This is a genomic window from Pseudomonas sp. P4_C8 (assembly GCF_056401975.1).
Window position 1 is genome coordinate 69,748 of the sequence record NZ_JBFUIH010000011.1, and the last position, 26,397, is coordinate 96,144.

Genomic DNA, 26,397 nt, shown 5'->3' on the forward strand with positions numbered 1-26,397 from the left:
TTGAACAATCACACTCCCCTGTGGGAGCGAGCCTGCTCGCGATAGCGGTGAATCAGTCTCCAAAAATGGTGGCTGATATGGCCTCATCGCGAGCAGGCTCGCTCCCACAGGATTTGCGGGGTTATTTGCCGGGTGTCAGGGTCAATTGCGTCTTGCCGTACACCTTGTCAAAGTTCTGTGGCTGCATCGGCAGGCTCATGTATTGCCCTTTGAGCCAAGGCTCGATGCTGTTGAGATAGTTAGGGCTGGCAGGGTTGCCCGATTGACCGGTGCTGTTCTGGCCCATCAGCGGCTCGGCCTGGCCGAAGTCGACGATAAAGCGCATGGCCGGCGCCAGCGTGGTATTGAAGTCCTGACCCCAAGCGAAGGCCGCCGTGTTCAGCGTGGTGTGGTCACCGCCCGCCGCGACCGGCCCGCGAACGGTCTGGCCGTTGGCGTTTTTCCATTCGTAGCGGTGCAGTTTGCCCCACTGCCAGGCTTTGTGATCGCCGCCCAACTGACTGTCACCGGTGCTGATCGCCGCTGCCAGACTGCGTGCGAGAATCGCAGGCTTGTCTTCTTTTTGCGGCGTGCGCGCGTCATCCCAGAACGGGCTGTCTTCGCGCCCCAGCAGATGATCGGCTTGAGCGGCGTAGGACAACTTGCCGTTGGCCACGAAGGCTTTCCACGCCGGGCTGCTTTGCGGGCCGAGTTCGTCGAGGAAGATTTGTTTCATGCTTTCCTGCAGGAACAATTCATACATCGCTGCATCGGCGGAGGTCGCGGCGAGCTTGCCGTCGAACGCTATCAGGCGCGTATACGCTTCGTGAGCCTTGGCTCGATCGGCAACCGGCAACGCTTCAATCGCCTGCTTGAGTGGCTGGGCCATGCCCGGGGCTTCAAACATTTTCTTCAGTTTGGCGGCGAAAGTGGTGGTCTGGTCATACTGCATCGCGATCACGCTACGCGTGTCGTGTTTGCCCGCGCCCGCCAGTTCGGCCAGGCGTTCGCCACGCTCCGGTGCCGCCCAGGAATTGGACAATTGCATGCCGTAGCCATGGGGAATGACGCGCTGGTTGGCGGTGCCGAGCCAGCCTTGGGCCGGGTCCTGGTCGTAGGGATGCAGCATCGGGTCGGCGTAACCGTCCCAATCGTAGCGACCTTCCCAACCCGGCGACGGCAGCAGGCCTTCGCCTTCGCGGCGGTTCGGGTAGCGGCCGGTGACTTGCCAGGCGATGTTGCTGGCGTCGGCGAAGACCAGGTTCAGTGCGATGGCGCGGATTTCGCGGCTGGCATCCGACGCTTTCTCGACGGTCTGGGCCCGGGACAGGTCGAAAAAAGCGTCCAGGGTTTTGTCGTCGGTGAAGTTCGGCATTTGCAGGGCCAGGCCGAAACCGTTCGCCAGTGTCGTGCCTTGGGCACTGTTGAGCAGCGGACCGTGACGGGTTTCGTACACTGCTTCGCGAACTGGCCGCTGGCCTTTGACAAAGTAGGTTTCGTTGCGCACGACTGCGGGTTGCCATTTGCCGGCCACTTCGTACGTGAGGCCGTTGCCTTGGCGTTTGATTTTTTCCAGGAACAGGTCCTGGTTGTCGCCCATGACCGCGGTCATGCTCCAGGCCACTTTGCCGTTGAAACCTCCGAGCACCATTGGCAATCCGGCAATGGTCACGCCCGAGGCCTGATATTTCGGCGCGCGGATCTGCACGTAACTGAACAATGACGGCACACCGAGCGAACCATCACTGTCGCTGGCCAGCAGGCTTTTGCCACTGCGGCTGCGTTGCGGGCCGATCGCCCAGTTGTTTGACGAGCCGGCGCCCAACAGATTCAGGTCGGACAGTTGGCCCGTGGCTTTATTGATCTCGGCCAACCCAGGGATGGCCCCATTGAGCTTGATGCCTTGCAGTTTTTCGGCTTCAGCCAGCGGCAGCTTTTCATCGGGCGCGGACGGCGTCAGCCAGGCAAGTTTGTCGGTGGTGACGGTCTGAGCCAGCATCAACGAGGAAATTTCTTCCGGCAAGTTGGCTGATTGGCTGAAGTTCAGCAGGCAGAAAATCAGCGCCGAATCTTCCGGTTTCCAGTATTCCGGCTTGTAACCGGTGGCCGCGAGGTCCGCCGGCAGCTTGTCGCGGTAGCGGAACAGGTAGGCGTTGACGCCGCGAGCATAGACTTCGAAGAAGCGTTTGAGGCGTGGCGAAGAAGCTTTATACAGCTCGCCGGCATTTTTTTTCAGGTTGACCGCGCGCATATATCGGTCGGCATCCAGCAAGTCAGCGCCGGACATTTGCGCCAGACGACCTTCGGCCAACAGGCGCAACGTCACCATTTGCGTAATGCGATCGCTGGCATGGACGTAACCCAAGGCGAACAACGCGTCGTGGTAGCTGTTGCTTTCGATCAGCGGCATTCCCATGGCATTGCGACGTACCGAAACGTTCTGCGCCAAGCCCTTGAGCGGCTGCACACCGGAGGTCGGCGGAAGGGTGTCCTGAGCGTTCATGGTCTGACAACCGGTCAGGCTCAAAACACTGGCTACTGCTGCGGCAACGCCGAACCGGGGAAGAAAATGTGTAAGGGCTGGCGAGGCCATGGCAAAGCTCCTGCGGGGGTAGAGGCGCAATAAAGGCGCTACGTTAGTGAGCAGGAGGAGGGCGCGCAAGCGGCGGGCGGGGTTATTTCAGGATTTGTCTGATTGAACTGTCGCAATACGGTCGGGAAGTCCTCCAGTGTTCAATGACTTGCCTGTTAGAGGAGGTGATGCTGAAGTGCGTGAAATTCAATGATCCCCCGCATGAGAGAAACCGGCATGGAGCTCAAGACCCACGCAGCGCTGATCATCATTGATCAACAAAAAGGCATTCTGCATCCGCGACTCGGTCGCCGAAATAATCCACAGGCCGAGGAACGAATCCTTGATTTGTTGGCGTTTTGGCGTCGAACCGGGCGACCGGTGATTCATGTGCAGCACCTGTCGCGCTCGCCGGACTCAGTGTTCTGGCCGCAGCAATCAGGCGTGGAATTTCAGCAACGGTTTGAGCCAATGACTGGCGAACAGCTGATCCAGAAACAGGTGCCGGATGCTTTTTGTGCAACGGGGCTGGAGGCACGTTTGCGCGAGGCGGGAATTGATCAATTGGTGATTGTTGGCGTCGCAACCAACAACTCGGTGGAGTCCACTGCGCGAACAGCCGGGAATCTGGGGTTTGAAACGTGGGTGGCGGAGGATGCGTGTTTTACCTTCGATAAGGCGGATTATTTTGGTAATGCCCGATCAGCCGAAGACGTGCATGCGATGTCGCTGGGGAATTTGCACGGGGAATATGCGACGGTCGTCAGCACTGCGCAGATCCTGAAGGGGTGACTTCAAGTCAGTCATCGCGAGCAGGCTCGCTCCCACAGGGAAACGCGGTCCAGTGTGGGAGCGAGCCTGCTCGCGAAGGCGATTCAACAGGCGAAAAATATCTTCGCCCGAAGCATCAAGCGCCGTGGCACTTCTTGAATTTCTTGCCGTTGCCGCATGGGCAAGGGTCGTTGCGGCCGACGTCTTTAAGGGCGTTGCGCACCGGTTCCTGGGGGGCGTGGCCACAGTTCGGGCCGTGAACATGGCCATGGTCGTGATCATGGTGGTCGTGATGGTCATGATCGTGGTTGCAGTCAGGGCCATGGACGTGGGGTTGCTGGGTCATCGGGGTTGCTCCGGAATTAAATCGGCGGCGATTATCACGCCATTGCGCGCCAGGTGCACGTCATGAGGGATGAAAAAACCGGTTTTCAGTTCACCTTCCAGACGATAGGGAATGGGTTGGTCGGGTTTTTTCAGCATTTTCACCAGGTCTCGTACCTTGGGCCACAGGTTGGTGCGGATCGGCACTTTTACGTAGGCGCTGTGTTTGGGGCCGATCGTGAACCAGTTGTCGTACTCGCCTTCGGTCAGCAGGATGTCGCCCAAGTGAATGCGGTATTCGAGGCTGCGCACGATCAAGTCGTTGTCGTTGGGGTTGTCGATACGAAAGTGCAGGAGAAATTGCTGTTCCAGCAGTTTTGCCCGCACGACTTCAACTTTGACCAGATGTACCTCGGGGTCCGGCTCATCATCTTCGAACCAGGACGCACAGCCGGTGAGCCCCAAAAACAGAAGCAGGCTGAGCAGATAAAGTGCGTGTCGCCGGGTGATCATGGTCGTGTATCTCCCTTCAACCTGCTACAGGGCGTCACCTCAATTGTTGAAATAACCCGCACAACACTTCTTGAATTTTTGCCCGCTGGCGCATGGGCAAGCGTCATTGCGCCCGGCCTTGAGTTGCACGGTGGGGTCGATGAAGTACCAGTGGCCGGCGTTCTGCACGAATGACGAGCGCTCGCGGTGGCTGTGTTCGCCGCTGCCATCGTGCCAGCGCGCGGTAAAGGTCACGAAGGCGTGTTCCGGCTGGCCGCCAAAGACTTCGGAGCTTTCGACTTCCAGGCCCAGCCAGGTGCTTTGCGCACTCCAGTCGCTGATGGACTGACGATTCAGGCCGGCCTGTTGCGCCGGCAGGGTGGTCGCCACCAGGTAGTCGATCAGCCCCAACACGTAGGCGCTGTAGCGTGAACGCATCAAGGCTTCGGCGCACGGCGCCGGATGCCCGGCATGGTAATGACCGCAACAGGCATCGAGCAGGGTGCCGCTGCCACAAGGGCAAATGGATGTACTCATTGCATTACCACCAATATTTCCCGAAGTTTTCCGGATTGGCCCAAAAACGTGAGTTGAGCCAGTCGGGTACTTGCTTGTATTCAAGCAGATCGTAGGTGAACAGGGTCAACACTTGCTCGTCACGCTGGAAGCGCTCGCTCGCTTGCAGGGCCAGGGAGAAGAAATCCGTCTCCTGCCAACCGCTGGCCGACAGGTCCGCCAGCACGGCAATGCGGCTGGCGTTGAGGTTGCGGATCCCGCCGAGCAGGTTCAGGCCATCGCGCTTGGGCAGATGTTCCAGGCAATCGACCGCCAGCGCCAGGTCAAACCGGCGCGCCGCCAGTTCCTCCGGCAACGGCCCCGGTGCCGCATGGGCCACACACGTATCCGGGTGGGCAAGCTTGAATGCCTCCAGCGCGGGGAACTCACTGGCGCCGATCAACAAGAGTTGCGCGGGGGCGTAACGGTCCAGCAAAGCAGCCAACGCCTGCTGCGGCGTGCGCGAAGAAATACCTGCAATCATCAAAGATCCTCAATCAGAGCGCCAAGACTAGCCTGCCTGAACGTGCGGGCCTAGCGCAGGTTTACAGCAAATACGCCAATCCGTGGTGAACACCTTTAAAACAGCCATGGCCTGTTGCTGGCGCAGATTAATACTCGGGTCTTTACTACCAGAATCGGTTCTAAGCCGATCCCTCAGGAGAAAACTAGATGAGCATAGTTCGGACAGCATTACCCTTGGTTCTGCTAACCAGTGTGTTGACTGGTTGCGCAGGTTTGCAGAAAACCGACTGGCCGACCTGTGCGTTGGTTGGTGGTGTCGTGGGTGCGGGTATCGGCGCGACCGAGAGCTCGGCATGGGCAGGCTATGGTGCGCTGCTTGTCGGCGGCACGGCAGCGGCCTATTGCTGGGTGCACGGTGACGGCGACGAAGATGGCGATGGTGTACCGGACAGCCGCGACAAGTGCCCAGGCACACCTCACGGCGTGAAAGTCGATGCCAACGGTTGCCCTCCACCTGCGCCAGTGGTCGAAGAGGCCGTTGTGGTCAAGGAAGAAACGATCGTCATCCGCGATGTTCACTTCCAGTTTGACAAAGCTACGCTCACCGCATCTGACAAAGAGGTACTCAACAAGATTGCCACTCGCTTGAAAGCGGAAGCACCTACTGCTCAATTGACTGTTACCGGTTATACCGACAGCGTGGGCAGCGATGCCTACAACCAGAAACTGTCGGATAAACGCGCTCACTCGGTGGTTGAATACCTCATCGAGGAAGGCGTGCCACGCAGCAGCTTCGTGTCTGTGGTCGGTGCGGGTGAAAGCAATCCGGTCGCCGATAACAAAACTGCTGACGGCCGCGCGATGAACCGTCGCACGGAAATCCATATCACTCGCTAAGCCCCTCCGCTCCGCGGCTTGTGCAGTCGCGGATGCGGGTCTTTACTCCTGTGTAACCGGTATAAACCGGTAACACAGGAGCTTTCAATATGAGCGTTCTCACAAGGACCGTCCTGCCGGTTCTGCTGCTTGGCAGCCTGTTGACCGGTTGCGCAACTCACAGTGATGGCACTGCCCCTCTCAATCAAGAAAACTGGCCGATCTGCAGCGTCATTGGCGGTCTTGTGGGCGGAGGTTTGGGCGCCATCGAAAGTGGTGCATGGGCGGCCGGAGGCGCAGCGCTCGGAATCTTGACCGGCGGCTTGATCTGTTACGCCCAGGATGGCGACCAAGATGGCGATGGTGTCTTCGATCGACGTGATCGTTGCCCCGATACTCCTGCCAATACGCCCGTCGAACAACATGGTTGTCCGCAGCCGCAATACCCCGGCGGCGTGAAAGAACCTGTTGTGCAATCGGAAGTCATCACCCTCAGCGATGCGGGCGATGTGCTGTTTGCCACCAACCAATCTGACCTGACCCCCGCAGCGAAGAGTCAGCTGGATGCCTTGATGTCCAGGTTGCAAGGCGCCGATGTGTTGAGTATCAAGGTGGTCGGCCATACCGACAACGTCGGCTCCGATGCCTACAATCAGGCGCTTTCGGAACGTCGCGCCGCCAGCGTGGCGGACTACCTGCTGAGTCAGGGCGTGGCGCCGAACAAAGTTACCAGTGAAGGCAAGGGCGAAAGTGAGCCTGTAGCTGATAACGATACAGAAGAAGGGCGCGCGAAAAACCGCCGCGTGGATTTGCACATCAATTTGACCTGAGCCACGAAATACAGCCGTCGACCACCCGTGCGGCGGGACGACGGCCATTGGGCGGTCTGCATCAAGATTTTTCTGTTGTCCTCTGGCGTATTCCTCGTGGAAGCCGTTACTGTGCTCGCAAAGAATAATGATCAGCGGGGGAGCGTATGAAGGTGTTTTGGGGGCTGGGGAAGTTATTGACCCTGCTGTTCTGGTTGGTGGTGCTGGTCAATCTGCTCACGCCATTTATCTATCCGCTGCACTCGTTGGTCGATCTGGCCGGTGGCGTGCTGGCACTGTTCCATCTTCTGGAACTGGTGTTCTGCAACCGCAGCCTCAAAGGCCGCGCCCATCCTTGGCTTGATCGCCTTCAGATTGCCATTTTCGGCGTGTTTCACCTGCAAACCCTCCCGGCTCCCTCCGCATCGAAGGCTTCCCATGCGTAATCTCTGTCTGCTCGCCGCATTTATCAGTCCACTGGCTTGCGCTCAGGTTGTCAGTGTCGAAACCAACTCGCTGATGCGCCTGCCCAACACGGCTAGCACCTTGCAACTTGAACGGCTGGTAGTCGCCGATTACGGCACATTGCTTATCCCTTCGAATGTGACCGAAGTGACGGTGGGCGAGTTGCATCTGGGGCGTGAGGCGCGAATTGCCATCGTGCCGAGTGAGCAGGCGCTGGAATTGAAAGTCCTGCGCGCCGAGTTGTCGGAAGGCAGTCAGATTACCGCGAGGGGCGCGCCAGGCAGCTTCCAGAAAGCGGCACGGTCGGGGCGTAACCTGAACTTGCAGATCAAGGCACTGAAAGCACCGCAACTGTCGGTAGATGCTCGCGGCGGCGCGGGCGCACCGGGTTTTTTTGGACTTGATGGCGGCAATGGCCAGGCACCGGGTTGCACCTGGGGGCAGGCTGGTCGCGGTGCCGATGGCAACGATGGCAGTGATGGTCAGCCGGGTGCTTCCGGTGCGCAGGTAAGGCTGGAAGTGCCGCGCGAATACCCGGCGGATAAAATCAAGGTGCAGGTGGCGGGAGGTGCCGGTGGACTTGCAGGTCCTGGCGGTAAACCAGGGGCCGGTGGCAAGGCCAAGGGCTGTCTCGTGTACACCACCGAGGGTGGCAAGAGTGGCCGGCCGGGTGCTGATGGTCAGCCAGGCCCTACCGGTGCGGCGGGTTCGGTGACGGTTCAGCGGTTGTAAGTAGTTCCGAAAGGTTTGCCGACTGAACGATACCCATCGCGAGCAGGCTCGCTCCCACAGGGATCACACTCTCCATGTGGGAGCGAGCCTGCTCGCGATGGCATTCGATCAGACAATACTTTTTTAAAAGATAGGTCGCGCCGCAGCAATCGCCACCAGCAACAAACCCACCAGCAGATTAATCCCCACCAACCGCCGAATTCTCCCTAGCACCGCCGCCCCTGCCGGCCAATCCTGTGCCGTCACCGCCGTGCGCAACTCCGGCAACATCAGCGCCTGAATCCGGATAAACAGCGCGGTCATCACCACGTATAACCCCATCATCACCTGCACATAGCGCGGCGCGGTCTCGAACCCGATGTGTTGCAGATGAATCATCCCGACCCCGCTGATCGGCAACAGCACCACCGCAACCCAGACCCAGCGGAAAAACCCTTGAAACACTTCTACCCACAGCTTCAACCGGGCAGGGCCCTCCAGCGCCTTCACTGCGGCGGGGCGCAAGACCATCCAAGCGAAAAACATGCCGCCCACCCACACCAGGGCGGACAGGACATGCAGGGTATAAACGATGCCAAAAGGTGTCATTGGGGTACTCCGTTCTGCGCGGGATTAATTAGCGGGGTATGATAGCTGCCCATTCGGGGGGCGTTCTCAGTTAGTTTCCGCGCCGCGCCGGGTCTGTTGTTGTGCAGGGCAAGGCGCGAGAAGCGTGGTTTGGTCATTCCAAATAAGCTTCGAGCAACGCAGCCCTGCACAACAGCAGACCCGGCCCTTCGGGTTGTGCCTTAAAGCGGGCCAGCCTGCGTTGCAGGCCTTGGAAAGGGAACAACCATTACCAGCGGCCTGCGCCTTGCCTGGCCCGCTTTAAGGCGACAACGCGGCGTGGAAACTAATTGAGAACGCCCCCCAAACCACTGAAAATTTATCCAGCGTTTTTTGCGCCCGACAATCCATGATCAGCACCGAACTCAAAACCACGATCCAGGGCGCCTACTCGCGTTTTCTCGAAGCCAAGAGCCTCAAGCCGCGCTACGGCCAACGCCTGATGATCGCCGAAATCGCCAAAGTCCTCGGTGACATCGACACCGACGACGAAGGCCGGCGCAGTGGCGACCCCGCGATTGTTGCGGTGGAAGCCGGCACCGGTACCGGTAAAACCGTGGCCTACAGCCTGGCGGCGATCCCGACCGCCAAGGCTGCCGGCAAACGCCTGGTGATTGCCACGGCCACCGTGGCCCTGCAAGAGCAGATCGTCTACAAGGATTTGCCTGACCTGATGCGCAACAGCGGGCTGAATTTCAGCTTCGCGTTGGCCAAGGGACGTGGGCGTTACATGTGCCTGTCCAAGCTCGACATGCTGCTGCAGGAAGGCCACGCACAAACCGCTACCGCGCAGTTGTTCGAAGAAGAAGGCTTCAAGATCGAGGTCGACGAGGCCAGTCAGAAGCTGTTCACCAGCATGATCGAAAAACTCGCCGGCAATAAATGGGACGGCGACCGCGACAGTTGGTCCACGGCCCTGGAAGACGCCGACTGGGCGCGTCTGACCACCGATCACAGCCAATGCACCAACCGTCATTGTCCGAACTTCGGCCAGTGCGCCTTCTATAAGGCCCGCGAAGGCATGGGCAAGGTCGACGTCATTGTCACCAACCACGACATGGTGCTGGCCGACCTGGCCTTGGGCGGCGGTGCCGTTCTGCCGGACCCGCGCGATACCATCTACGTTTTCGACGAAGGCCACCACCTGCCGGACAAGGCCATCGGCCACTTCGCCCATTACACGCGCCTGCGTTCCACCGCCGACTGGCTGGAAACCACCGCGAAAAACCTCACCAAATTGCTCGCCCAGCACCCGCTGCCCGGCGACTTGGGCAAGCTGATCGAGCAAGTGCCGGAACTGGCCCGCGAGATCAAGACCCAGCAGCAATTCATGTTCACCGCCTGTGAACAGGCCGCCGATTTCAAACCCGGCGAAGACGTCGAAGGTCGCGAGCGGCCGCGTCACCGATTCGTTGGCGGGGTGATTCCCGAGCACATGCGCGAGATGGGCATCGAGTTGAAGAAGGGCTTTGCCCGTCTGACCGACCTGTTCACCCGGCTCACCGAGTTGCTCAAGGAAGGCATGGACGGCGAGGTCAACATCGGCATCGCCAGCAATCAGGCCGAAGAGTGGTATCCGCTGTTTGGCAGCCTGTTGTCCCGTTCCTCGGGCAATTGGGAATTGTGGGTGGCGTTCACCGCTGAAGACCCGGAAGACAACCCGCCCATGGCCCGTTGGCTGACGTTGGCCGAAAGCGGTTCGCTGTTCGACATCGAAGTTAACGCCAGCCCGATCCTCGCGGCGGAAATGCTCCGGCGTAATCTGTGGAACGTGGCTTACGGTGCCTTGGTGACCTCGGCAACGCTGACGGCCCTCGGCACCTTCGACCGTTTCCGCATGCGCGCCGGCCTGCCGAAAAAAGCCGTGACCGCCGTGGTTCCAAGCCCGTTCCACCACGCCGATGCCGGCGTGCTGCGAGTACCGGATCTGAAAGCTGATCCGCGGGATGCACCGGCCCACACGGCCGCGATCATTCGTGATCTGCCGCAACTGGTTGAGGGCTCGCGGGGTACGCTGGTGTTGTTCTCTTCCCGCAAGCAAATGCAGGACGTGTTCGACGGCCTCGACCGCGACTGGCGCAAGCAAGTGTTCATTCAAGGCAACCTGTCGAAGCAGGAAACATTGAACAAGCACAAGGCACGCGTCGATGGCGGGGACTCCAGTGTGCTGTTCGGCCTCGCGAGTTTCGCCGAAGGGGTCGACTTGCCGGGCGCGTACTGTGAGCACGTGGTGATTGCGAAGATCCCGTTCTCGGTGCCGGACGATCCCGTCGAAGCGGCTCTGGCGGAATGGATCGAAGCCCGAGGCGGCAATCCGTTCATGGAAATCTCCGTGCCCGATGCCTCGCTGAAACTGGTCCAGGCCTGCGGTCGCTTGCTGCGCACCGAAGAAGACCGCGGCACCATCACCTTGCTGGATCGACGTCTGGTCACCCAGCGCTACGGCAAAGCCATCCTCAATGCGTTGCCGCCATTCCGTCGCGAAATTTCCTGATACACCGGTGGGCACATTTGCCCACCGCGTTGTCTATCTCTCTACCATCGCTTTTCCACTGACCATTGAAGGTCGTTAGGGAGATCCACGTTCCTATGATTCGCCGTTCGTTGCCCGCTGTATTTGCCCTGATGTTCGCAGCCCCTTTGCTGGCGGCCCCCGCCGGCCAACAGACGCTGTTCAACTTTGTACGCCCTGCCGATGTGGTCCAGGTGACGACTCAGGATGCCAGCCTGCCGCAATCCAATGCGGAGCAAACAGCCGAAGGCGAAGTCTTGCGTCGTGTCACTTTCAACCCGGTGGCCCAGCCGAGTTTGCGACTGACGCCGCAAAGCGGTGCCTGGGACTGGTCGCAGTCGGGCGTCATGAGCCTGCGGATTCAGAGTGCGATGGACTGGGCCGTGACCCTTTACGTAAAAATCCAGAGCAATGACGGCAAGACACTGTTCAGTCGTGTCGATTTACCGGCCGGCCCTGCGCAAACCTTGCTGGTGCCGCTGGTGGCAAGCTCACCCTTGAGCCAAGGCATGAAAGCCGGGCCCCCCATGCCGATGACGGTCGACGGGCAGCGCATTTTGCTGGCCAGCAGCGCCGGGCAACTGGATCGTGGTCAGGTGGTGTCGGTGACCTTGTCGATGGATCAACCGAAAGTCGCCCAGAACATTTTGCTGGAACGTTTTGGCGTACAGGACGGCGAGGCCGTGATCCAGGCTGTTTATGGTGGATTGGTGGATGCTTACGGTCAGTCGACCCGGGCCAAATGGCCGGAAAAGGTCAGCAGCGATGAACAACTCAAAAACGCCGCAGCCAAGGAACAGCAACAACTGAAAACCTGGCTGACCGAGCGCGAAAAATCATCCCTGGACACCTTCGGTGGCTGGACCAAAGGCCCGACGTTCAAGGCCAGCGGTTTCTTCCGCACCGAAAAGCGCGACGGTCGCTGGTATCTGGTGACCCCGCAAGGGCATCCGTTCTATTCGCTTGGGGTCAACACTGTGACCCCGGACGTTAACCAGACTTACGTCGCCGGTCGCGAGTGGATGTTCGAGTCCCTGCCGAAACCCGACGAAGCGCTGACCAATCATTTTGGTGAAGGTAGCAACCGCGGGGGCAATGGTGCCGATCAGGGCCGTAGCTACGACGCCGGTCGCTGGTACGACTTTTACGGCGCCAACTTGCAACGTCTGTATGGCGAACCCTGTGCATTGGGAAGCGACACCAAGGCTGGCGTCGCCGCAGCGGCCAAGGCTGACGCGGTCGAAGCGACGGTCGAGAAGGCCGCCGAGCCAGCTGTGATCCCGTCGACCGCCGAAGCCGGTGTTGCCGAAGCCGCCAAGACTGGCGCCGTCGACGCGACTGAGGCGAAAGCGGCGGAGAACAAACCGGCCGAACCCTGCAAAGCGGTGGTGGATGAACAACGCTGGACCGGCCACACCCTGGATCGCCTGCAAGCCTGGGGGTTCAACACCATTGGCAATTGGAGCGCTGCGGCGCTAGGCAATGCTGATCGAGTGCCCTACACCTTGCCGCTGTCGATCGTCGGCGATTACGCGAGCATCAGCACCGGCACCGACTGGTGGGGCGGCATGCCCGACCCGTTCGATCCGCGTTTCGCCATGGCCACCGAACGTGCCGTGGCCATTGCCGCCCGCGACCACCGCGACGATCCGTGGCTGATCGGCTACTACGCCGACAACGAATTGGCCTGGGCCGGTCCCGGTGATGACCCGAAAGCCCGTTACGCCTTGGCTTACGGCACCTTGAAAATGACCACCGACGTGCCGGCCAAACGTGCGTTTCTCAAGCAACTGCGGGACAAATATCGCAATCAGGCGGGGCTGTCCAAAGCGTGGGGCATTGACTTGCCGGCGTGGGAATTGATGGAAGACCCGGGCTTCGTGCCGCCGCTGCCCAGCGCTGAACACCCGGAAATCGAGGCCGACTTCAAATACTTCCAGAAGGTCTTCGCCGACACCTATTTCAAAACCATCTCCGATTCGCTCAAGTGGCATGCGCCGAACCAGCTGTTGCTGGGCGGCCGCTTCGCCATCAGCACCCCGGAAGCCGTGGACTCCTGCGCCCAGTATTGCGACGTGTTGAGCTTTAACATGTACACCCTGAAACCGCAGGACGGTTACGACTTCGCCAAGTTACGCAGCCTCGACAAACCGGTGCTGATCACCGAATTCAACTTCGGCTCGACGGATCGCGGCCCGTTCTGGGGCGGTGTGACACAACTGGCGAAGGAAGAAGACCGTGGGCCGGCCTACGCGAACTTCCTTAAACAAGCGCTGAGCGAACCTTCGATTGTCGGTGTGCACTGGTTCCAGTACCTGGACCAACCCGTGACCGGGCGTTTGCTGGATGGTGAGAATGGTCACTTTGGTCTGGTGGGCATCACCGATCTGCCGTTCCAGGGGTTTGTCGAGTCTGTGCGCAAGAGCAACCTGGCGACTGTCGACCAGTTGGGCAAAGCAGCCGAGAAAGCGGCGGCCGAGGCCGACAAAGCCAGCCACGATGCCGAAGGTGGCAGAAAGGCCGAGGCCGGCAAAGGCCCGGGGAAGGGCGTCGGGCATGCGGGTGGGCATTCGGGTAATGGTCATTAAGAACTGAAACCGAGTCATCGTTCATCGCGAGCAGGCTCGCTCCCACAGGGGGGGCTTTGGTGTGACTGAGATCCAGTGTGGGAGCGACGGTGCGACGATTCGACCTGCTCGCGATGACGTCCGCCAAGTCGCCAAACACTTCTGATCCAATCCATGGTCAACCGACCGCCCGGCCCAGCCCTGTTCCCAAAACCCTCAAGGGCTGGAACAATGCGGGCCACTTTGTATAGCGATTATCCGGGAGCAATGCGGGTGCAGATTCAGGGTCATTACGAGCTTAAGTTCGAAGCGGTGCGCGAAGCTTTCGCGGCGCTGTTCGACGATCCTCAGGAACGTGGCGCAGCCTTGTGCATCCAGATCGGTGGCGAAACCGTCCTCGACCTCTGGTCCGGCACCTGCGACAAGGACGGCAGCGAAGCCTGGCACAGCGACACCATCGCCAACCTGTTCTCCTGCACCAAGACGTTCACCGCCGTTACGGCCCTGCAATTGGTCGCTGAAGGCAAGTTGCAACTGGACGCACCGGTTGCCCGCTACTGGCCCGAATTTGCCGCGGCTGGCAAAGAATCCGTGACCCTGCGTCAGTTGCTCTGCCATCAGGCAGGCTTGCCGGCGTTGCGCGAATTGCTGGCGCCGGAAGCGCTTTACGATTGGCAAACCATGGTCGATGCCCTGGCGGCCGAAGCACCGTGGTGGACGCCGGGTCAAGGCCACGGCTATGCCGCGATCACATACGGCTGGCTGGTGGGCGAGTTGCTGCGCCGCGCCGACGGTCGTGGGCCGGGCGAGTCCATCGTGGCGCGGATTGCGAAGCCATTGGGGCTGGATTTTCACGTCGGCCTGGCCGATGAAGAGTTCCATCGCGTGGCGCACATCGCTCGTGGCAAGGGTAACGTCGGCGATGCCGCCGCCCAGCGCTTGTTGCAAGTGACCATGCGCGAGCCAACTGCAATGACCACTCGCGCCTTTACCAATCCGCCGTCGATCATGACCAGCACCAACAAACCCGAGTGGCGGCGCATGCAGCAACCTGCCGCCAACGGCCATGGCAATGCGCGCAGCCTGGCAGGTTTCTACGCCGGCCTGCTCGATGGCAGCCTGCTGGAAAGCGAAATGCTCGATGAGCTGACCCGCGAACACAGTCTCGGCGACGACAAGACTTTATTGACCCGGACCCGATTCGGTCTGGGTTGCATGCTCGATCAACCGGACGTACCTAACGCCACTTACGGCCTCGGCCCACGTGCGTTCGGTCATCCGGGCGCTGGCGGCTCCATCGGTTTTGCTGACCCGGAACGCGATGTGGCCTTCGGTTTTGTGACAAATACCCTGGGGCCGTACGTCTTGATGGATCCACGCGCGCAAAACCTTGCGCGAGTACTGGCCACTTGTCTGTAAAACCGGCTGCCGGGTTCCAGAACGGAACCCGGCAGCCTTTTCTGTTTCAAAGCGTCAGTTTGTGCGGGCCGATCTGGTCTGACTTTTCATTACTTCAACTTTGTGGATATCCAATGTCATCCAAACCAACTCTCGCCCTGGCCCTGTGCTTCGCAATCACCGGTTGCGCACAGACCCCACAAAGTGATTCCGATGGCGGCAGCTGGTGGCCGTTCGGCTCCTCCGACAAAGTCGCCGCTAAAGAACCCACCCCGGCCCCGGTCCCACTGAAGCCTGCTGCTACTGCCCCGGTTGCAAAAACCGAAAGCACCAGCCCTTGGTATTGGCCGTTCGGCGGCAGCGAGAAGAGCGCCGCCAAAGCCGTGCCGATGCCAGACCCAAAAGTCACCCAGGCCTGGCTCGATGAGTACGAGCCGCGCCTGCGCGAAGCGATCAAGGACAGCAACCTGAAACTTGAGCGCCGTGAAAACGTATTGGTGGTCATCGCGCCGGTAGAAGGCTCGTTCAACCCGGATCGTCCGGCCATGCTGCTGCCGGTCACCCTCGGCCCGTTCACCCGTGTTGCGAAAATCCTCGAAGTCGACCCGAAAACGGCCGTTCTGGTCCTGGGCCACAGTGATACGTCGGGCGCCGCACCGGCCAACGTGAAACTGAGCCAGGAACGTGCTCAAGCAGTGGCCGCGATTTTCCGCCTCAGCGGTTTGCAGCGTGATCGCCTGATGCTCCGCGGCATGGGCGGTGACGCCCCGCGTGCGGCTAACGACAGTGTCGAAGGTCGTGCCTTGAACCGTCGCGTGGAATTGCTGGTGACTCCGCAAAACACCATGGTGGCGCTGCTAGCCAAGTACAACATGCCGGCCCCGGCGCCAGTGTCCACGGTCGCTGCCAAGGACATCAAGCCAGTGGCCACCCCGGCCAAACCGGTCACCCCGGCGCCTGCCGCGAAGAAAGCGGCTGTACCTGCCACGAAAAAGGCCCCGGCCAGCAAAGCCACCGCCAAGAAAGCGCCGGCTAAAACCGCAACGCCGGCGAAGAAAACGACTCCGGCCAAAGCGGCTGCCGACACCAAGAAAGCCGACGTCGCCGCTGACGCCACCAAAAAGTGATTCGTTAACCAAAAGGAATGCGCCATGACCCAGCGCCTGGCTGATATGCGTCGTGACTACACCCGTGATGGCCTGACCGAGGCTCAAGCCCCGGCTGAGCCGTTCGGGCTGTTCCACCAGTGGTTTGCCGATGCGGTGAAAACCGAGCAAGCGCCGGTGGAGGCTAACGCCATGACCTTGGCGACGGTCGATCAGGATGGTCGGCCACATTGCCGCATTCTGTTGCTCAAAGGTTTGGACGCGCAGGGCTTTACGTTCTTCACCAATTACGAAAGTGCCAAGGGACAGCATCTGGCGGCGAATCCGTTCGCAGCCATGACCTTTTTCTGGCCGGCCCTGGAGCGCCAAGTGCGCATCGAAGGTCGGGTGGTGAAGGTCACGCCTGAAGAGTCCGACGCCTATTTCCAGGTTCGTCCGTTGGGCAGCCGACTTGGTGCCTGGGCTTCACCGCAGAGCCAGGTGATTGCGGATCGTGCGGAACTGGAAGCTCTGCTCAAGAACACCGAACAACGTTTCAGCGACACTGCGCCACACTGCCCAGATCACTGGGGCGGTTACCGCTTGCTGCCGGAGCGCATCGAATTCTGGCAAGGTCGCGCGAGCCGCCTGCATGATCGCCTCAACTACCGCTTACAGGGCGCCGACTGGATTCTTGAACGTCTGGCACCTTAGGCAGTCTACCGTTCGGGATACCGTGCAGCAGCGGCGTCAAGCCACTGCTGCAGGTCCCGACGCTTGATTTTCTGTGCTTGAGCGTTTGCCAGTTGCTGGAGCATGAACGCTTTTTTCTGCTCGTCTTCCCCAGCCAGGGCCAACGCCAGGTCGCGATCCATCCAGCGTTTTATCCGCAGGTACAGCCACCCGTGGAAGTACAGACCCGCGACAGTCGTGACGACAATGATGAAGTAGTCCATGAAAATCCTTGGGGCGGCGTGGATTGCGGAAATTGCCGCTAACCGGTTGGTGAGTTTTCGGGACGCCTGTACCGGTCCTGAATCAAACCACTTTTATCCGGGCGATGCCGTGACACACGTCAAGCTGCGGGGTTTAATGAACACCTGTCCTTTGGAGTTGATGCTATGCGTAAGTCTGTTTTGTTGGTTGCTTCCTTTTCCACGATGGCGATGTTGCTCACTGGCTGCCAATCGAGCCTGACCGGTGACTCCTACTCCCGTGATGAAGCGCGTCGTGTACAAACGATTCGCATGGGCACCATCGAAGCGCTGCGCCCGGTGAAAATCGAAGGCACCAAAACCCCAATCGGCAGCGCCGCTGGCGCAGTCGTGGGTGGTGTAGGCGGTAGTTCCATTGGTGGCGGCAAAGGCAGCATTGTCGCGGCTGTCATCGGCGCAGTCGCCGGCGGCCTGGTGGGCTCTGCGGCCGAAGAAGGCCTGACCCGCACCCAAGGCGTAGAAATCACCGTTCGCGAAGACGACGGCAGCATGCGCGCCTATGTTCAGCAGGTTCAGGAGAATGAAGTATTCCGCGTTGGCGAGCGGGTGCGGATTGCTACTGTTGATGGGACTAGCCGCGTTTCGCACTAAGCGGGAATGGGTAAAGGAAAACCCTGATCAGGTGACTGGTCGGGGTTTTTTGTGTCTGGTGTCGTCAGCTATGTCAGATTCAATATCTTAGTCGTTGCTACAGAGTCCCATGTAGTACATCAGATCTTCTCTGATGGGGTCGCCGACCAAGTCCATAATCACACTGGCTTGGTTCGGAGAGAGTGTGTGCTCACCCATAGGTACATCCCACAAGGTTGACCAGCCCATGACTTTTAACACTGCCGTCTCCAAGGCTTGTGGCACATCCTTTTCATATTGCAATGAATTATCGGGATTCGGCTCCGGGTAAAATCCGGTGATTGAGATAAATATCATTCTTTTCCCTCATCATTACTTTGTAGATGTCCGTCTTTCTGGTTTTGCATTTCCGGTCTGTTCGCCAGTTTTTGCATCAAATTCCCCTAAATGATCGCCCGCCCAGTTGTACACTTCGACAGCTCCATGTTGGTAATCCCACTCATAAATGCGCTTCTTACTTTCCCAGCGTTTTCGATTTCCTTTTGTCTGAACAGGGATCGCATCAGGGAATGCCGGTAGAATCTTTGGCGGAGGATGATAACTGTGGTCACCACTGATAGGCCTCGCCACTACCACGTATAAAGGCTTCACCCCAGAGTCCGCCGGAAACACAAGAATGAAATCCTTGTACTCAGGCGGATACACCGGGTTCACGATAATGCTGTCCGCCGCCGGCATCGGCGGATACACCCAGATATGCGGCGCTTGCGGTGCCGCCTCCAGTGCTGGAATGCCGAGGATGTCCGAGCCATCCACAGCCGGTGTCCAGATCAGTTCAACACCCTCTCCCAGATCCGCCACCTGCTGACTGCCGCGCAGTGTGAACTGCACGACATCCACCATTTCCCAATCGCGATTCTTGCCGGTGTAAAAGCCGTAGCCCTTGAGACTGCCATCCGCCTGTTGCTCGACCTGCAAACGAACGCGCGTTCTGGCCTGCTTGAGGGCGCGCAATTGGTCTTCGGTATAGAGCGCGCTGTCGGCGAGACTCGGCGTCCAGAACAAGGCGACGACACCGGCCAGCGCAGCAGCTCCCGCAGCGCCAAGCGACAAGGCCGGAGCAGCGAGCGTCGGGGCACTAAGCGCAAGCCGGCCAATACCGAGCGAGACGGTACTGCCACTTATGGTTTCAAGATTCAGCAGCCCGGCGTCATCTGCTTTGCGAGCACCGAGCCAGGCGATTTCGCCATAGTGCTTGAGACTGTCAGTCGGAACGACGCCTGAAGGATTCGAGTAATCAATGATGGCGTCGGGAAGTTTGCAGGACTTGGCGAAGACGCATCCCGCGCGAGCGATTTCGGCCTTTTTCGCCGAGACCTGAAGACGATCTTCAAAAGCCTGCTGCCGGGCGAGCATGGCGTCGTAAGCGCTTTGTCGCGCCTCGCGCTCGGCCAGTTCGGTAGCGGTCATGAAGCGGTGGGTGACGTGATGACCGTCACCGGAGGGTGGGTTTTTAACCCGAGGAACGTCCTTGTTGCCAGCCACTGATCTTCCTTGCGTTCGTCCGTCGACAGCTCCCGAAGAGGAGCTATGCGACGTTCACGAACGAGGTTAATCGTGGCTGTAGGACGAATCCTGAATGCTGCTAAGAGACTTCTCTATCGCTCAGGATTTCAGCACGGCGCCTTTGCGACTGGCCATTGCCGTCACTGCGTAACCGAGCAGCGCCGCGATAATCGAACCGGTCAAGATCCCCATCCGGTCCATTCCGGCGTAGTCGCTGACACCTGGCTCGAAAGCCAGGGAGCCGACAAACAGGCTCATGGTGAAGCCAATCCCGCAGAGGATCGATACACCCAGCACATGGCCCCAGTTGGCGCCTTGGGGCAGGGCGGCGATGCCGATTTTCACGGCCAGCCAGGTCAGGCCGAACACACCAACGGTTTTACCCAGCAACAGGCCAGTCGCAATGCCCATCGGTACGTGATGGGTGAAGCTTTCAACGGTGACACCGCTCAGGGACAGACCAGCGTTGGCGAAGGCGAACAGCGGCAGGATGCCGTAAGCCACCCACGGGTGCAGGGCGTGTTCAAGGGTCAGCAGTGGCGAGGTCTCGGCGTTTTTGGTGCGCAGCGGTATGCAGAAGGCCAACGTCACACCGGCGAGGGTCGCGTGGACGCCGCTCTTGAGCACACACACCCAGAGGATCAAGCCAATGATCATGTACGGCCCGAGCTTCACCACGCCGAGCCGGTTCATGGCAATCAGCGCGATGATGCAGGCGGCCGCCAGTGCCAGCGACAGCGTCGACAACGTCCCGGAATAGAAAACGGCGATGACGATGATCGCGCCCAGGTCGTCAATGATCGCCAAAGTCATCAGAAACAGCTTCAGCGACACCGGCACCCGTTTGCCCAGCAAGGCGAGTACGCCGAGGGCAAAGGCAATGTCGGTGGCCATCGGGATGGCCCAGCCACCCAGGGCTGCCGGGTCGTCTCGGTTCAAAAACCAGTAGACCAGCGCCGGCACGACCATGCCGCCAATCGCCGCGGCGCCGGGCAGGACGATTTGCGAGGGTTTCGACAATTGGCCGTCGAGGACTTCGCGCTTCACTTCCAGGCCGATCAGCAGGAAGAACATCGCCATCAGGCCGTCGTTGATCCACAGCAGCAACGGCTTGGCGATTTTCAGCGCGCCRATCTGAGCGACGACAGGGGTGTCCAGCAGCCCGCTATAGAGCCACGACAGGGAAGAGTTGTTGATGATTAAAGCCAGGGCTGCAGCGGCGATCAATAACAGACCGCTGGCAGCTTCCAACTGAAAGAAACGCGTGAAAGTGCTACGCAGAGGCAAGGTCGCTCTCCATCGATAATTCAAAAGGTGGCACACCCTAACCCGTACCGTTAGTTGTTAAAACAAAAGTTATATTCTTTTTTGTTATATACCGTAACAACGTGAAGGACGGGGCCGGGTTTGAGCCTAGCAGTTGCCGGCCGTATTGAGCGTCAGCTGTACCTGTGCGTGCTGTAGGTTTTTTCCTAAGCTTGATACCTGAGCCTTGCAATTAAGGCCGACTCAACGAGAAAACCATCATGAGCGACAACCGACAGTGGGCCCGCGAAGCCATCCGGATCATCGAAGCGGACTTCCAGCGTAGCGCCGATACCCACCTGATCCCCTTGCCGCTGCCGGGTTTTCCGGGCATCGAGTTGTATTTCAAGGATGAATCCAGTCACCCCACCGGCAGCCTGAAGCACCGCCTGGCGCGCTCCTTGTTCCTCTACGCCTTGTGTAATGGATGGTTGAAACCCGGTGCTCCAGTGATCGAGGCGTCCAGCGGTTCGACGGCGATTTCCGAGGCGTACTTCGCCAGCTTGCTGGGTTTGCCGTTTATTGCGGTGATGCCGGCAACCACCTCCAAAGAGAAGATCGCGCAAATTGCGTTCTATGGCGGCAAGAGCCATCTGGTCGATGACCCGACCCAGATCTACGCCGAGTCCGAACGGCTGACGCGCGAGCATGATGGTCATTTCATCGACCAGTTCACCTACGCCGAACGCGCCACGGACTGGCGGGCGAACAACAACATCGCCGAATCGATCTTCCATCAAATGCGTTTCGAGCAGCACCCGGAGCCGAGCTGGTTGATCTCCAGCCCCGGCACTGGCGGCACCACCGCGACGCTGGGCCGTTACGTGCGTTATCGCCAGCATCGCACCCGTGTGCTGTGCGCCGATGCCGAACGTTCGGTGTTTTTCGATTACTACCAGACCGGCGATGCCAGCCTGCGCCTGGACTATGGATCGAGGATTGAAGGCATCGGTCGGCCACGGGTGGAAGCGTCGTTCCTGCCCAAGGTGATTGATGCCATGGTCAAAGTGCCGGACGCGTTGTCTCTGGCGGCCATGCACTACTTGGCACAGCGCCTGGGACGACGGGTTGGCGGATCGAGCGGGACCAACCTGATCGGCGCCTTGATGGCGGCTCAGCAGATGGCGGCGGCGGGGGAGTCGGGGTCGATCGTGGCGATTCTGTGTGATGGCGGCGAACGTTATGCCGCCACCTATTACGATCAGGATTGGCTCAAGGACCAGGGGTATGAGTTGAGTGGTCTGATGGATGCCGTGGCGGCGAGTGTCGAGCGCGGTGAGGCGCTTCCGGCCAGCGTGCTGCGCGCTAATATCTAATACCAAACTTCGCCCCCCGTAGGAGCGAGGCTTGCCCGCGAAGAACGATAATGCGGTCTTTCAGAAAGACAGCGTCAATTTCTTCGCGGGCAAGCCTCGCTCCTACAGGATCTCGGTCAGGCTTCCAGGCCCAGGATGTCGCGGGCCACGGCTTCGGCAATCCGAATACCATCCACACCCGCCGACAAAATCCCGCCCGCATAACCCGCGCCTTCACCCGCCGGGAACAAGCCTTTCACGTTCAGGCTTTGCATCGACTCGTTACGGGTAATGCGCAGCGGTGACGAGGTGCGTGTCTCGATCCCGGTCAACACGGCGTCATGCAGCGAGTAACCGCGAATCTGCTTCTCGAACGCTGGCAACGCTTCACGAATCGCTTCGATGGCGAACGCCGGCAAGGCCAACGCCAGATCACCCAATGCAACGCCTGGTTTGTAGGACGGTTCAACGCTGCCCAGTTCAGTCGACGGCTTGCCGGCAATGAAGTCGCCGACCAGTTGCGCCGGTGCTTCGTAGTTGCTGCCGCCCAGCACAAAGGCATGGGATTCCAGGCGTTCCTGCAATTCGATACCGGCCAGCGGGCCGCCCGGGTAATCGACTTCCGGGGTGATGCCGACGACGATCCCGGAGTTGGCGTTGCGCTCGTTACGCGAGTACTGGCTCATGCCGTTGGTGACCACGCGGTTCGGCTCTGACGTCGCCGCGACCACGGTGCCACCCGGGCACATGCAGAAGCTGTAGACCGAACGACCGTTCTTGGCGTGGTGCACCAGTTTGTAGTCGGCAGCCCCGAGTTTCGGGTGGCCGGCGTACTTGCCCAACCGCGCGCGGTCGATCAGCGACTGCGGGTGTTCAATGCGGAAACCCACGGAAAACGGCTTGGCTTCCATGAAAACGCCACGACCGTGGAGCATGCGGAAGGTGTCCCGGGCGCTGTGGCCGAGGGCCAGAATCACATGTTTAGAATGGATCTGCTCGCCGCCATTGAGTTCTACGCCAACCAGTTGGCCGTCCTCGATCAGCACATCGGTGACGCGTTGCTGGAAGCGTACTTCGCCACCCAAGGCGCGAATCTGTTCACGCATGTTTTCCACCACACCGGTCAGACGGAACGTACCGATGTGGGGCTTGCTGACATAGAGGATTTCATCCGGGGCACCGGCTTTGACGAACTCGTGCAGGACTTTGCGGCCGATGAATTTCGGGTCCTTGATCTGGCTGTAGAGCTTGCCGTCGGAGAATGTCCCCGCGCCGCCTTCCCCGAACTGCACGTTGGATTCGGGGTTGAGCACGCTTTTGCGCCACAGGCCCCAGGTGTCCTTGGTGCGCTGGCGCACTTCGGTGCCGCGCTCGAGGATGATGGGCTTGAAGCCCATTTGCGCGAGCAGCAATCCGGCGAAAATCCCGCACGGCCCGAAACCTACAACTACAGGACGTTGCTGCAGGTCGGCCGGCGCGTGGCCGACCACTTTGTAGCTGACATCCGGCGCCACGTTGACGTTACGGTCATCGGCGAATGTGTGCAGCAACGCGACCTCGTCCTTGGCGGTGAGGTCGATGGTGTAGATGAAGCACAGTTCGGAGGACTTTTTGCGCGCATCGTAGCTGCGCTTGAACAAGGTGAAATCGAGCAGGTCATCGCTGGCGATGCCCAGGCGCTGCACGATGGCAGGGCGCAGGTCTTCTTCGGGATGGTCGATCGGCAACTTGAGTTCAGTGATTCGTAACATGGCAGGACCCGGTTCGCGGGGCGCACAACTGCGCCAAGGCGTTTGAAACCGGCGATTATAAGCCCCAAAAGAGGATTCCCGTGAGGCTTAAACGATCAGTCGTCACGCGAACCGCCGAAATACCCGCAACCGCGTTGTACCTGGCCATTGATGCGCAGTTCGGCGCTCATGTGCTGGACGCTGCCGGTGGTGCTGTCGACGCAACGTTGCGGCGTGACCCACAGTTCGATGTGCTGGTTATTGGCTTCGGTGCCGAGGTTGAAACGGCCATCGCCCAGTTGCTCTTCCACGTAAGGCAGGGCCAGAGGCGGTTGACCGGCGCGATCAATCACCATGCCTTTGCCGGTGACCTTGACGTTCCACTCAGGCGAGTGACCGGCCGCGCGCAGAGTCTGCAGTTTGAAATTGGGATCGTCGCATGCCGTGCCCGAGCGCTCGACGCGGTACAGCTGCTCAAGATCGAGACGGCTGTCGACGATGCGCCCGCGCACGTCGGCGAACAACTTGCCCTTGGTATCGGCCAGTGACGCGGCCTGTTGCAGCACGCTGGTGTTGCCGGTGTCGTTGACCACAAAGCTGCGTGTTTCATTGCACGGCTGGAACTGCAATTTGCCGTCCACCGCCGTCAACTGGCCTTGCATGCGGGTCTGGCCCACGTGGGAGGCGTTTTCACGCTGGCCATCGAACAACTGACAGGCGGCAAAAAGCGGCAGCAAGGTAACAACGACTAAGGAACGGGCAACACGCATCTTTGGCTCTCCAGACAAGTGCTGCCACGTTACTCAGGCAAGCCTGCGATCACAAGGCTTGTGTGCCAGGGATTGAGTTGCCGGGTGCGTCCCAGCATAGTGGCGCACTTGTCCAGGATCGGGCCCACTTCGGCATGAACCAACACCAGTCTGTTTTCCCCAAACGGTTGTACGCATTGGATGCGCTGCGCGGTATCGCTGCGTTGGCGGTGGTGTTCTGGCATTGGCAGCACTTCTTTTTTCAAGGGGCGTTGCCGGGCCCGCTGCAAACCGAACAGCAACCTTTCTACAGCGTGTTTGCATTGTTTTATCGACACGGTGGCGATGCGGTCGCGTTGTTCTTCAGCTTGTCCGGGTTCATCTTTTTCTGGTTGTTCGGTCAAGCCGTGGCGCGAGGGGATCTGACTGGAAAACAGTTTTTCATCGAGCGTTTCAGCCGCATCTATCCATTGCATCTGGCAACCTTCGCCGCTGTTGCGCTGTTACAGATGGTCTACTCCCGGTATACGGGGAACGCTTTTGTTTATCCGTTCAATGATATCTATCACGGCGTGTTGAACGTTTTTCTCGCCCCTGCGTGGGGATTGGAACAGGGCTGGTCTTTCAATGGCCCGGCCTGGTCGATCTCTGTTGAAGTGCTGCTCTACGCAGCGTTTTTCCTGCTGTGGCGCTATTCGCCTTTTCCAACGCTGATCAGTATTTTTTTGATCACTGTGGCTGCGTGTGTCTTTCCAGCGCAGTACAAAATCACTCTTGGTGTGTTCAGTTTTTTCTGCGGTGGTGTTGGCTATATCCTGGTGGCGTGGCTGCTGCAGCGGGCGCCGGCACGTTGGGTGAGGATGGGTTTGACGATAGGTTGTGCGGCGGGTTGGTGGCTGCTCGGCGCTGATCAGCCGTTGATCAAGTTTGCGCTGTTGTTTCCGCTGACGATCATGGCCATTGCGGCGTGTCATCAGTTGCTGGAACCGCTCGCCCGGCACCTGGCGTGGCTGGGTGATATCAGCTACGCCTCCTATTTGCTGCACTTCCCGCTGCAAATTTTCGCCGCGCTGCTGGCGGATAAATTCTTCCCGGGGCGTAGCGTCTTTTATCAGCCGTGGACGTTGCTGCTGTTCTTTGTTGTGTTGATCGGTGTCAGCCTGATTTGCCATCGCAGGTTCGAACGGCCGATGCAGCAGTGGCTGCGGCAGTTCGGGCGCGAGCGCCTGGCGAGCGGCGTGATCGCTCGCCAGTAACACGCCTGCCAGAAAGGGCGGTCAGCCGACGTGAAAGGTCTGACCGGTTTGCAAGCCTTCAACACTTTTGGCGTAGGCCAATGCCACATCGGCTGCCAGAACCGGTTTGAAACCACGGAAGTAAGGCGCGTATTTGCCCATGGCTTCCACCAGCACATTCGGGCTGATCGAGTTCACGCGCAGGCCGCGAGGCAGTTCGATGGCGGCGGCGCGCACGAAACTGTCCAGTGCACCATTGACCAGCGCTGCCGAGGCGCCACTGCGAATCGGGTCATGGCTGAGCACGCCCGTGGTGAAGGTGAACGAGGCGCCGTCGTTGGCGAACTCGCGGCCGATCAGCAGCAAGTTGACCTGGCCCATCAGCTTATCTTTCAGACCCAGCGCGAAGCTGGCTTCGGTCATTTCATCCAGTGGCGCGAAAGTCACGTTACCCGCCGCGCAGATCAGCGCATCGAACTTGCCGGTCTGTTCGAACAGCTTGCGGATCGAGGCGCTGTCGCTGATATCCACCTGAAAGTCGCCACTGTTGCGGCCGATGCGGATGATGTCGTGACGCTGGGACAGCTCCTTGTCGACCGCCGAACCGATGGTGCCGCCTGCGCCTATCAATAGAATTTTCATCGTGCTGTTCCTCGAGTGGTTGAATGAGGTCTCAGTCTAGAGTGGTTTTTTCTGCTGATAAGCGCACTAATAGGCAACCTTTGGTTTTCAAATGGAAACAAT

The 26,397-nt window shown here is 59.6% G+C and carries 26 protein-coding genes; 13 read left to right on the forward strand and 13 right to left on the reverse strand.

Annotation, left to right across the window (positions count from 1 at the left end; translation table 11 throughout):
- Positions 1–121 precede the first annotated feature (121 nt).
- Entirely contained in the window at positions 122–2,572 is a 2,451-nt protein-coding gene (locus AC1DWM_RS09355) for a penicillin acylase family protein (RefSeq protein WP_477795073.1), read from the reverse strand.
- A 216-nt stretch (positions 2,573–2,788) separates the two neighbouring features.
- On the opposite strand from AC1DWM_RS09355, the gene AC1DWM_RS09360 reads away from it, so the two are divergent.
- A complete protein-coding gene (locus AC1DWM_RS09360) occupies positions 2,789–3,343 on the forward strand; it encodes a cysteine hydrolase family protein (protein WP_223512278.1) in 555 nt (184 codons plus the stop codon).
- Positions 3,344–3,458: 115 nt separating this feature from the next.
- Here the strand turns inward: AC1DWM_RS09360 and AC1DWM_RS09365 are convergent, their stop codons facing one another.
- From AC1DWM_RS09365 to AC1DWM_RS09380, 4 genes are read right to left on the reverse strand one after another with little or no spacing between them, the layout of a single operon-like run.
- Positions 3,459–3,668: an SEC-C metal-binding domain-containing protein gene (locus AC1DWM_RS09365; protein ID WP_150780435.1), complete on the reverse strand. Its 210-nt coding sequence runs from the start codon at positions 3,666–3,668 to the stop codon at positions 3,459–3,461.
- Positions 3,665–4,159: an LEA/WHy family protein gene (locus tag AC1DWM_RS09370; RefSeq protein WP_477795074.1), complete on the reverse strand. Its 495-nt coding sequence runs from the start codon at positions 4,157–4,159 to the stop codon at positions 3,665–3,667. The genes AC1DWM_RS09365 and AC1DWM_RS09370 overlap by 4 nt, the downstream gene beginning before the upstream one ends.
- Positions 4,160–4,198: 39 nt before the next feature.
- Positions 4,199–4,675 carry a YchJ family protein gene (locus AC1DWM_RS09375; protein WP_223512276.1) on the reverse strand — a complete coding sequence of 159 codons (477 nt, stop codon included), beginning with the start codon at positions 4,673–4,675 and terminating at the stop codon, positions 4,199–4,201.
- A 4-nt stretch (positions 4,676–4,679) separates the two neighbouring features.
- A complete protein-coding gene (locus AC1DWM_RS09380) occupies positions 4,680–5,177 on the reverse strand; it encodes a DUF6231 family protein (RefSeq protein ID WP_046029312.1) in 498 nt (165 codons plus the stop codon).
- A 188-nt stretch (positions 5,178–5,365) separates the two neighbouring features.
- Between AC1DWM_RS09380 and AC1DWM_RS09385 the strand changes: the two genes are divergently transcribed.
- From AC1DWM_RS09385 to AC1DWM_RS09400, 4 genes are all read left to right on the forward strand, one after another.
- Positions 5,366–6,055, forward strand: a complete 690-nt coding sequence (locus tag AC1DWM_RS09385) for a PA1041 family peptidoglycan-binding anchor lipoprotein (RefSeq protein WP_223512275.1) — start codon at positions 5,366–5,368, stop codon at positions 6,053–6,055.
- Between the two features lie 89 nt (positions 6,056–6,144).
- The gene (locus AC1DWM_RS09390) at positions 6,145–6,864 is read left to right on the forward strand and encodes a PA1041 family peptidoglycan-binding anchor lipoprotein (RefSeq protein ID WP_223512274.1); all 720 of its coding nucleotides are present in this window, start codon (positions 6,145–6,147) and stop codon (positions 6,862–6,864) included.
- Between the two features lie 146 nt (positions 6,865–7,010).
- A complete protein-coding gene (locus tag AC1DWM_RS09395) occupies positions 7,011–7,289 on the forward strand; it encodes a DUF1145 domain-containing protein (protein ID WP_477795075.1) in 279 nt (92 codons plus the stop codon).
- On the forward strand, positions 7,282–8,040 hold the full coding sequence (locus AC1DWM_RS09400) for a collagen-like protein (RefSeq protein ID WP_223512272.1): 759 nt from the start codon (positions 7,282–7,284) through the stop codon (positions 8,038–8,040). The genes AC1DWM_RS09395 and AC1DWM_RS09400 overlap by 8 nt, the downstream gene beginning before the upstream one ends.
- A 123-nt stretch (positions 8,041–8,163) precedes the next feature.
- On the opposite strand, the gene AC1DWM_RS09405 is transcribed toward AC1DWM_RS09400, so the two are convergent.
- Positions 8,164–8,628, reverse strand: a complete 465-nt coding sequence (locus AC1DWM_RS09405) for a CopD family protein (protein WP_452625179.1) — start codon at positions 8,626–8,628, stop codon at positions 8,164–8,166.
- Positions 8,629–8,995: 367 nt separating this feature from the next.
- Here AC1DWM_RS09405 and dinG point away from each other — a divergent pair, with 367 nt between their 5' ends.
- From dinG to pdxH, 5 genes are all read left to right on the forward strand, one after another.
- Positions 8,996–11,140 (forward strand): ATP-dependent DNA helicase DinG, encoded by a 2,145-nt coding sequence (gene dinG, locus AC1DWM_RS09410; protein ID WP_223512269.1) that lies wholly within the window; start codon positions 8,996–8,998, stop codon positions 11,138–11,140.
- A 95-nt stretch (positions 11,141–11,235) separates the two neighbouring features.
- Entirely contained in the window at positions 11,236–13,746 is a 2,511-nt protein-coding gene (locus AC1DWM_RS09415) for a beta-galactosidase (protein WP_477795076.1), read from the forward strand.
- 252 nt (positions 13,747–13,998) lie between these two features.
- The gene (locus AC1DWM_RS09420) at positions 13,999–15,144 is read left to right on the forward strand and encodes a serine hydrolase domain-containing protein (RefSeq protein WP_223512365.1); all 1,146 of its coding nucleotides are present in this window, start codon (positions 13,999–14,001) and stop codon (positions 15,142–15,144) included.
- A gap of 113 nt (positions 15,145–15,257) precedes the next feature.
- Entirely contained in the window at positions 15,258–16,250 is a 993-nt protein-coding gene (locus tag AC1DWM_RS09425; RefSeq protein WP_223512265.1) for an OmpA family protein, read from the forward strand.
- Between the two features lie 24 nt (positions 16,251–16,274).
- Complete coding sequence (pdxH, locus tag AC1DWM_RS09430; protein ID WP_223512263.1) at positions 16,275–16,922, forward strand: pyridoxamine 5'-phosphate oxidase; 648 nt, start codon at positions 16,275–16,277, stop codon at positions 16,920–16,922.
- 5 nt (positions 16,923–16,927) lie between these two features.
- Here the strand turns inward: pdxH and AC1DWM_RS09435 are convergent, their stop codons facing one another.
- On the reverse strand, positions 16,928–17,164 hold the full coding sequence (locus tag AC1DWM_RS09435) for a hypothetical protein (RefSeq protein WP_223512261.1): 237 nt from the start codon (positions 17,162–17,164) through the stop codon (positions 16,928–16,930).
- Positions 17,165–17,329: 165 nt separating this feature from the next.
- On the opposite strand from AC1DWM_RS09435, the gene AC1DWM_RS09440 reads away from it, so the two are divergent.
- Positions 17,330–17,794: an outer membrane lipoprotein gene (locus AC1DWM_RS09440; RefSeq protein ID WP_223512259.1), complete on the forward strand. Its 465-nt coding sequence runs from the start codon at positions 17,330–17,332 to the stop codon at positions 17,792–17,794.
- A gap of 87 nt (positions 17,795–17,881) precedes the next feature.
- On the opposite strand, the gene AC1DWM_RS09445 is transcribed toward AC1DWM_RS09440, so the two are convergent.
- The 3 genes from AC1DWM_RS09445 to nhaA all read right to left on the reverse strand — a co-directional run bounded on the left by AC1DWM_RS09445 (position 17,882) and on the right by nhaA (position 20,626).
- Complete coding sequence (locus AC1DWM_RS09445) at positions 17,882–18,130, reverse strand: pyocin S6 family toxin immunity protein (protein ID WP_477795077.1); 249 nt, start codon at positions 18,128–18,130, stop codon at positions 17,882–17,884.
- 15 nt (positions 18,131–18,145) lie between these two features.
- The gene (locus AC1DWM_RS09450; RefSeq protein WP_477795078.1) at positions 18,146–19,318 is read right to left on the reverse strand and encodes an S-type pyocin domain-containing protein; all 1,173 of its coding nucleotides are present in this window, start codon (positions 19,316–19,318) and stop codon (positions 18,146–18,148) included.
- Positions 19,319–19,438: 120 nt separating this feature from the next.
- A complete protein-coding gene (gene nhaA, locus AC1DWM_RS09455; protein ID WP_223512255.1) occupies positions 19,439–20,626 on the reverse strand; it encodes a Na+/H+ antiporter NhaA in 1,188 nt (395 codons plus the stop codon).
- Positions 20,627–20,862: 236 nt separating this feature from the next.
- Between nhaA and AC1DWM_RS09460 the strand changes: the two genes are divergently transcribed.
- Complete coding sequence (locus AC1DWM_RS09460; RefSeq protein ID WP_452629042.1) at positions 20,863–21,960, forward strand: PLP-dependent cysteine synthase family protein; 1,098 nt, start codon at positions 20,863–20,865, stop codon at positions 21,958–21,960.
- Between the two features lie 116 nt (positions 21,961–22,076).
- On the opposite strand, the gene AC1DWM_RS09465 is transcribed toward AC1DWM_RS09460, so the two are convergent.
- Both AC1DWM_RS09465 and AC1DWM_RS09470 read right to left on the reverse strand, forming a co-directional pair.
- Positions 22,077–23,690, reverse strand: a complete 1,614-nt coding sequence (locus tag AC1DWM_RS09465) for an NAD(P)/FAD-dependent oxidoreductase (RefSeq protein ID WP_223512253.1) — start codon at positions 23,688–23,690, stop codon at positions 22,077–22,079.
- A 95-nt stretch (positions 23,691–23,785) separates the two neighbouring features.
- Positions 23,786–24,439: a COG3650 family protein gene (locus AC1DWM_RS09470; RefSeq protein ID WP_223512251.1), complete on the reverse strand. Its 654-nt coding sequence runs from the start codon at positions 24,437–24,439 to the stop codon at positions 23,786–23,788.
- 134 nt (positions 24,440–24,573) lie between these two features.
- On the opposite strand from AC1DWM_RS09470, the gene AC1DWM_RS09475 reads away from it, so the two are divergent.
- Positions 24,574–25,674, forward strand: a complete 1,101-nt coding sequence (locus tag AC1DWM_RS09475; RefSeq protein ID WP_477795079.1) for an acyltransferase family protein — start codon at positions 24,574–24,576, stop codon at positions 25,672–25,674.
- Positions 25,675–25,695: 21 nt separating this feature from the next.
- Here the strand turns inward: AC1DWM_RS09475 and AC1DWM_RS09480 are convergent, their stop codons facing one another.
- Entirely contained in the window at positions 25,696–26,295 is a 600-nt protein-coding gene (locus AC1DWM_RS09480; RefSeq protein WP_223512247.1) for a short chain dehydrogenase, read from the reverse strand.
- Between the last annotated feature and the right edge of the window lie 102 nt (positions 26,296–26,397).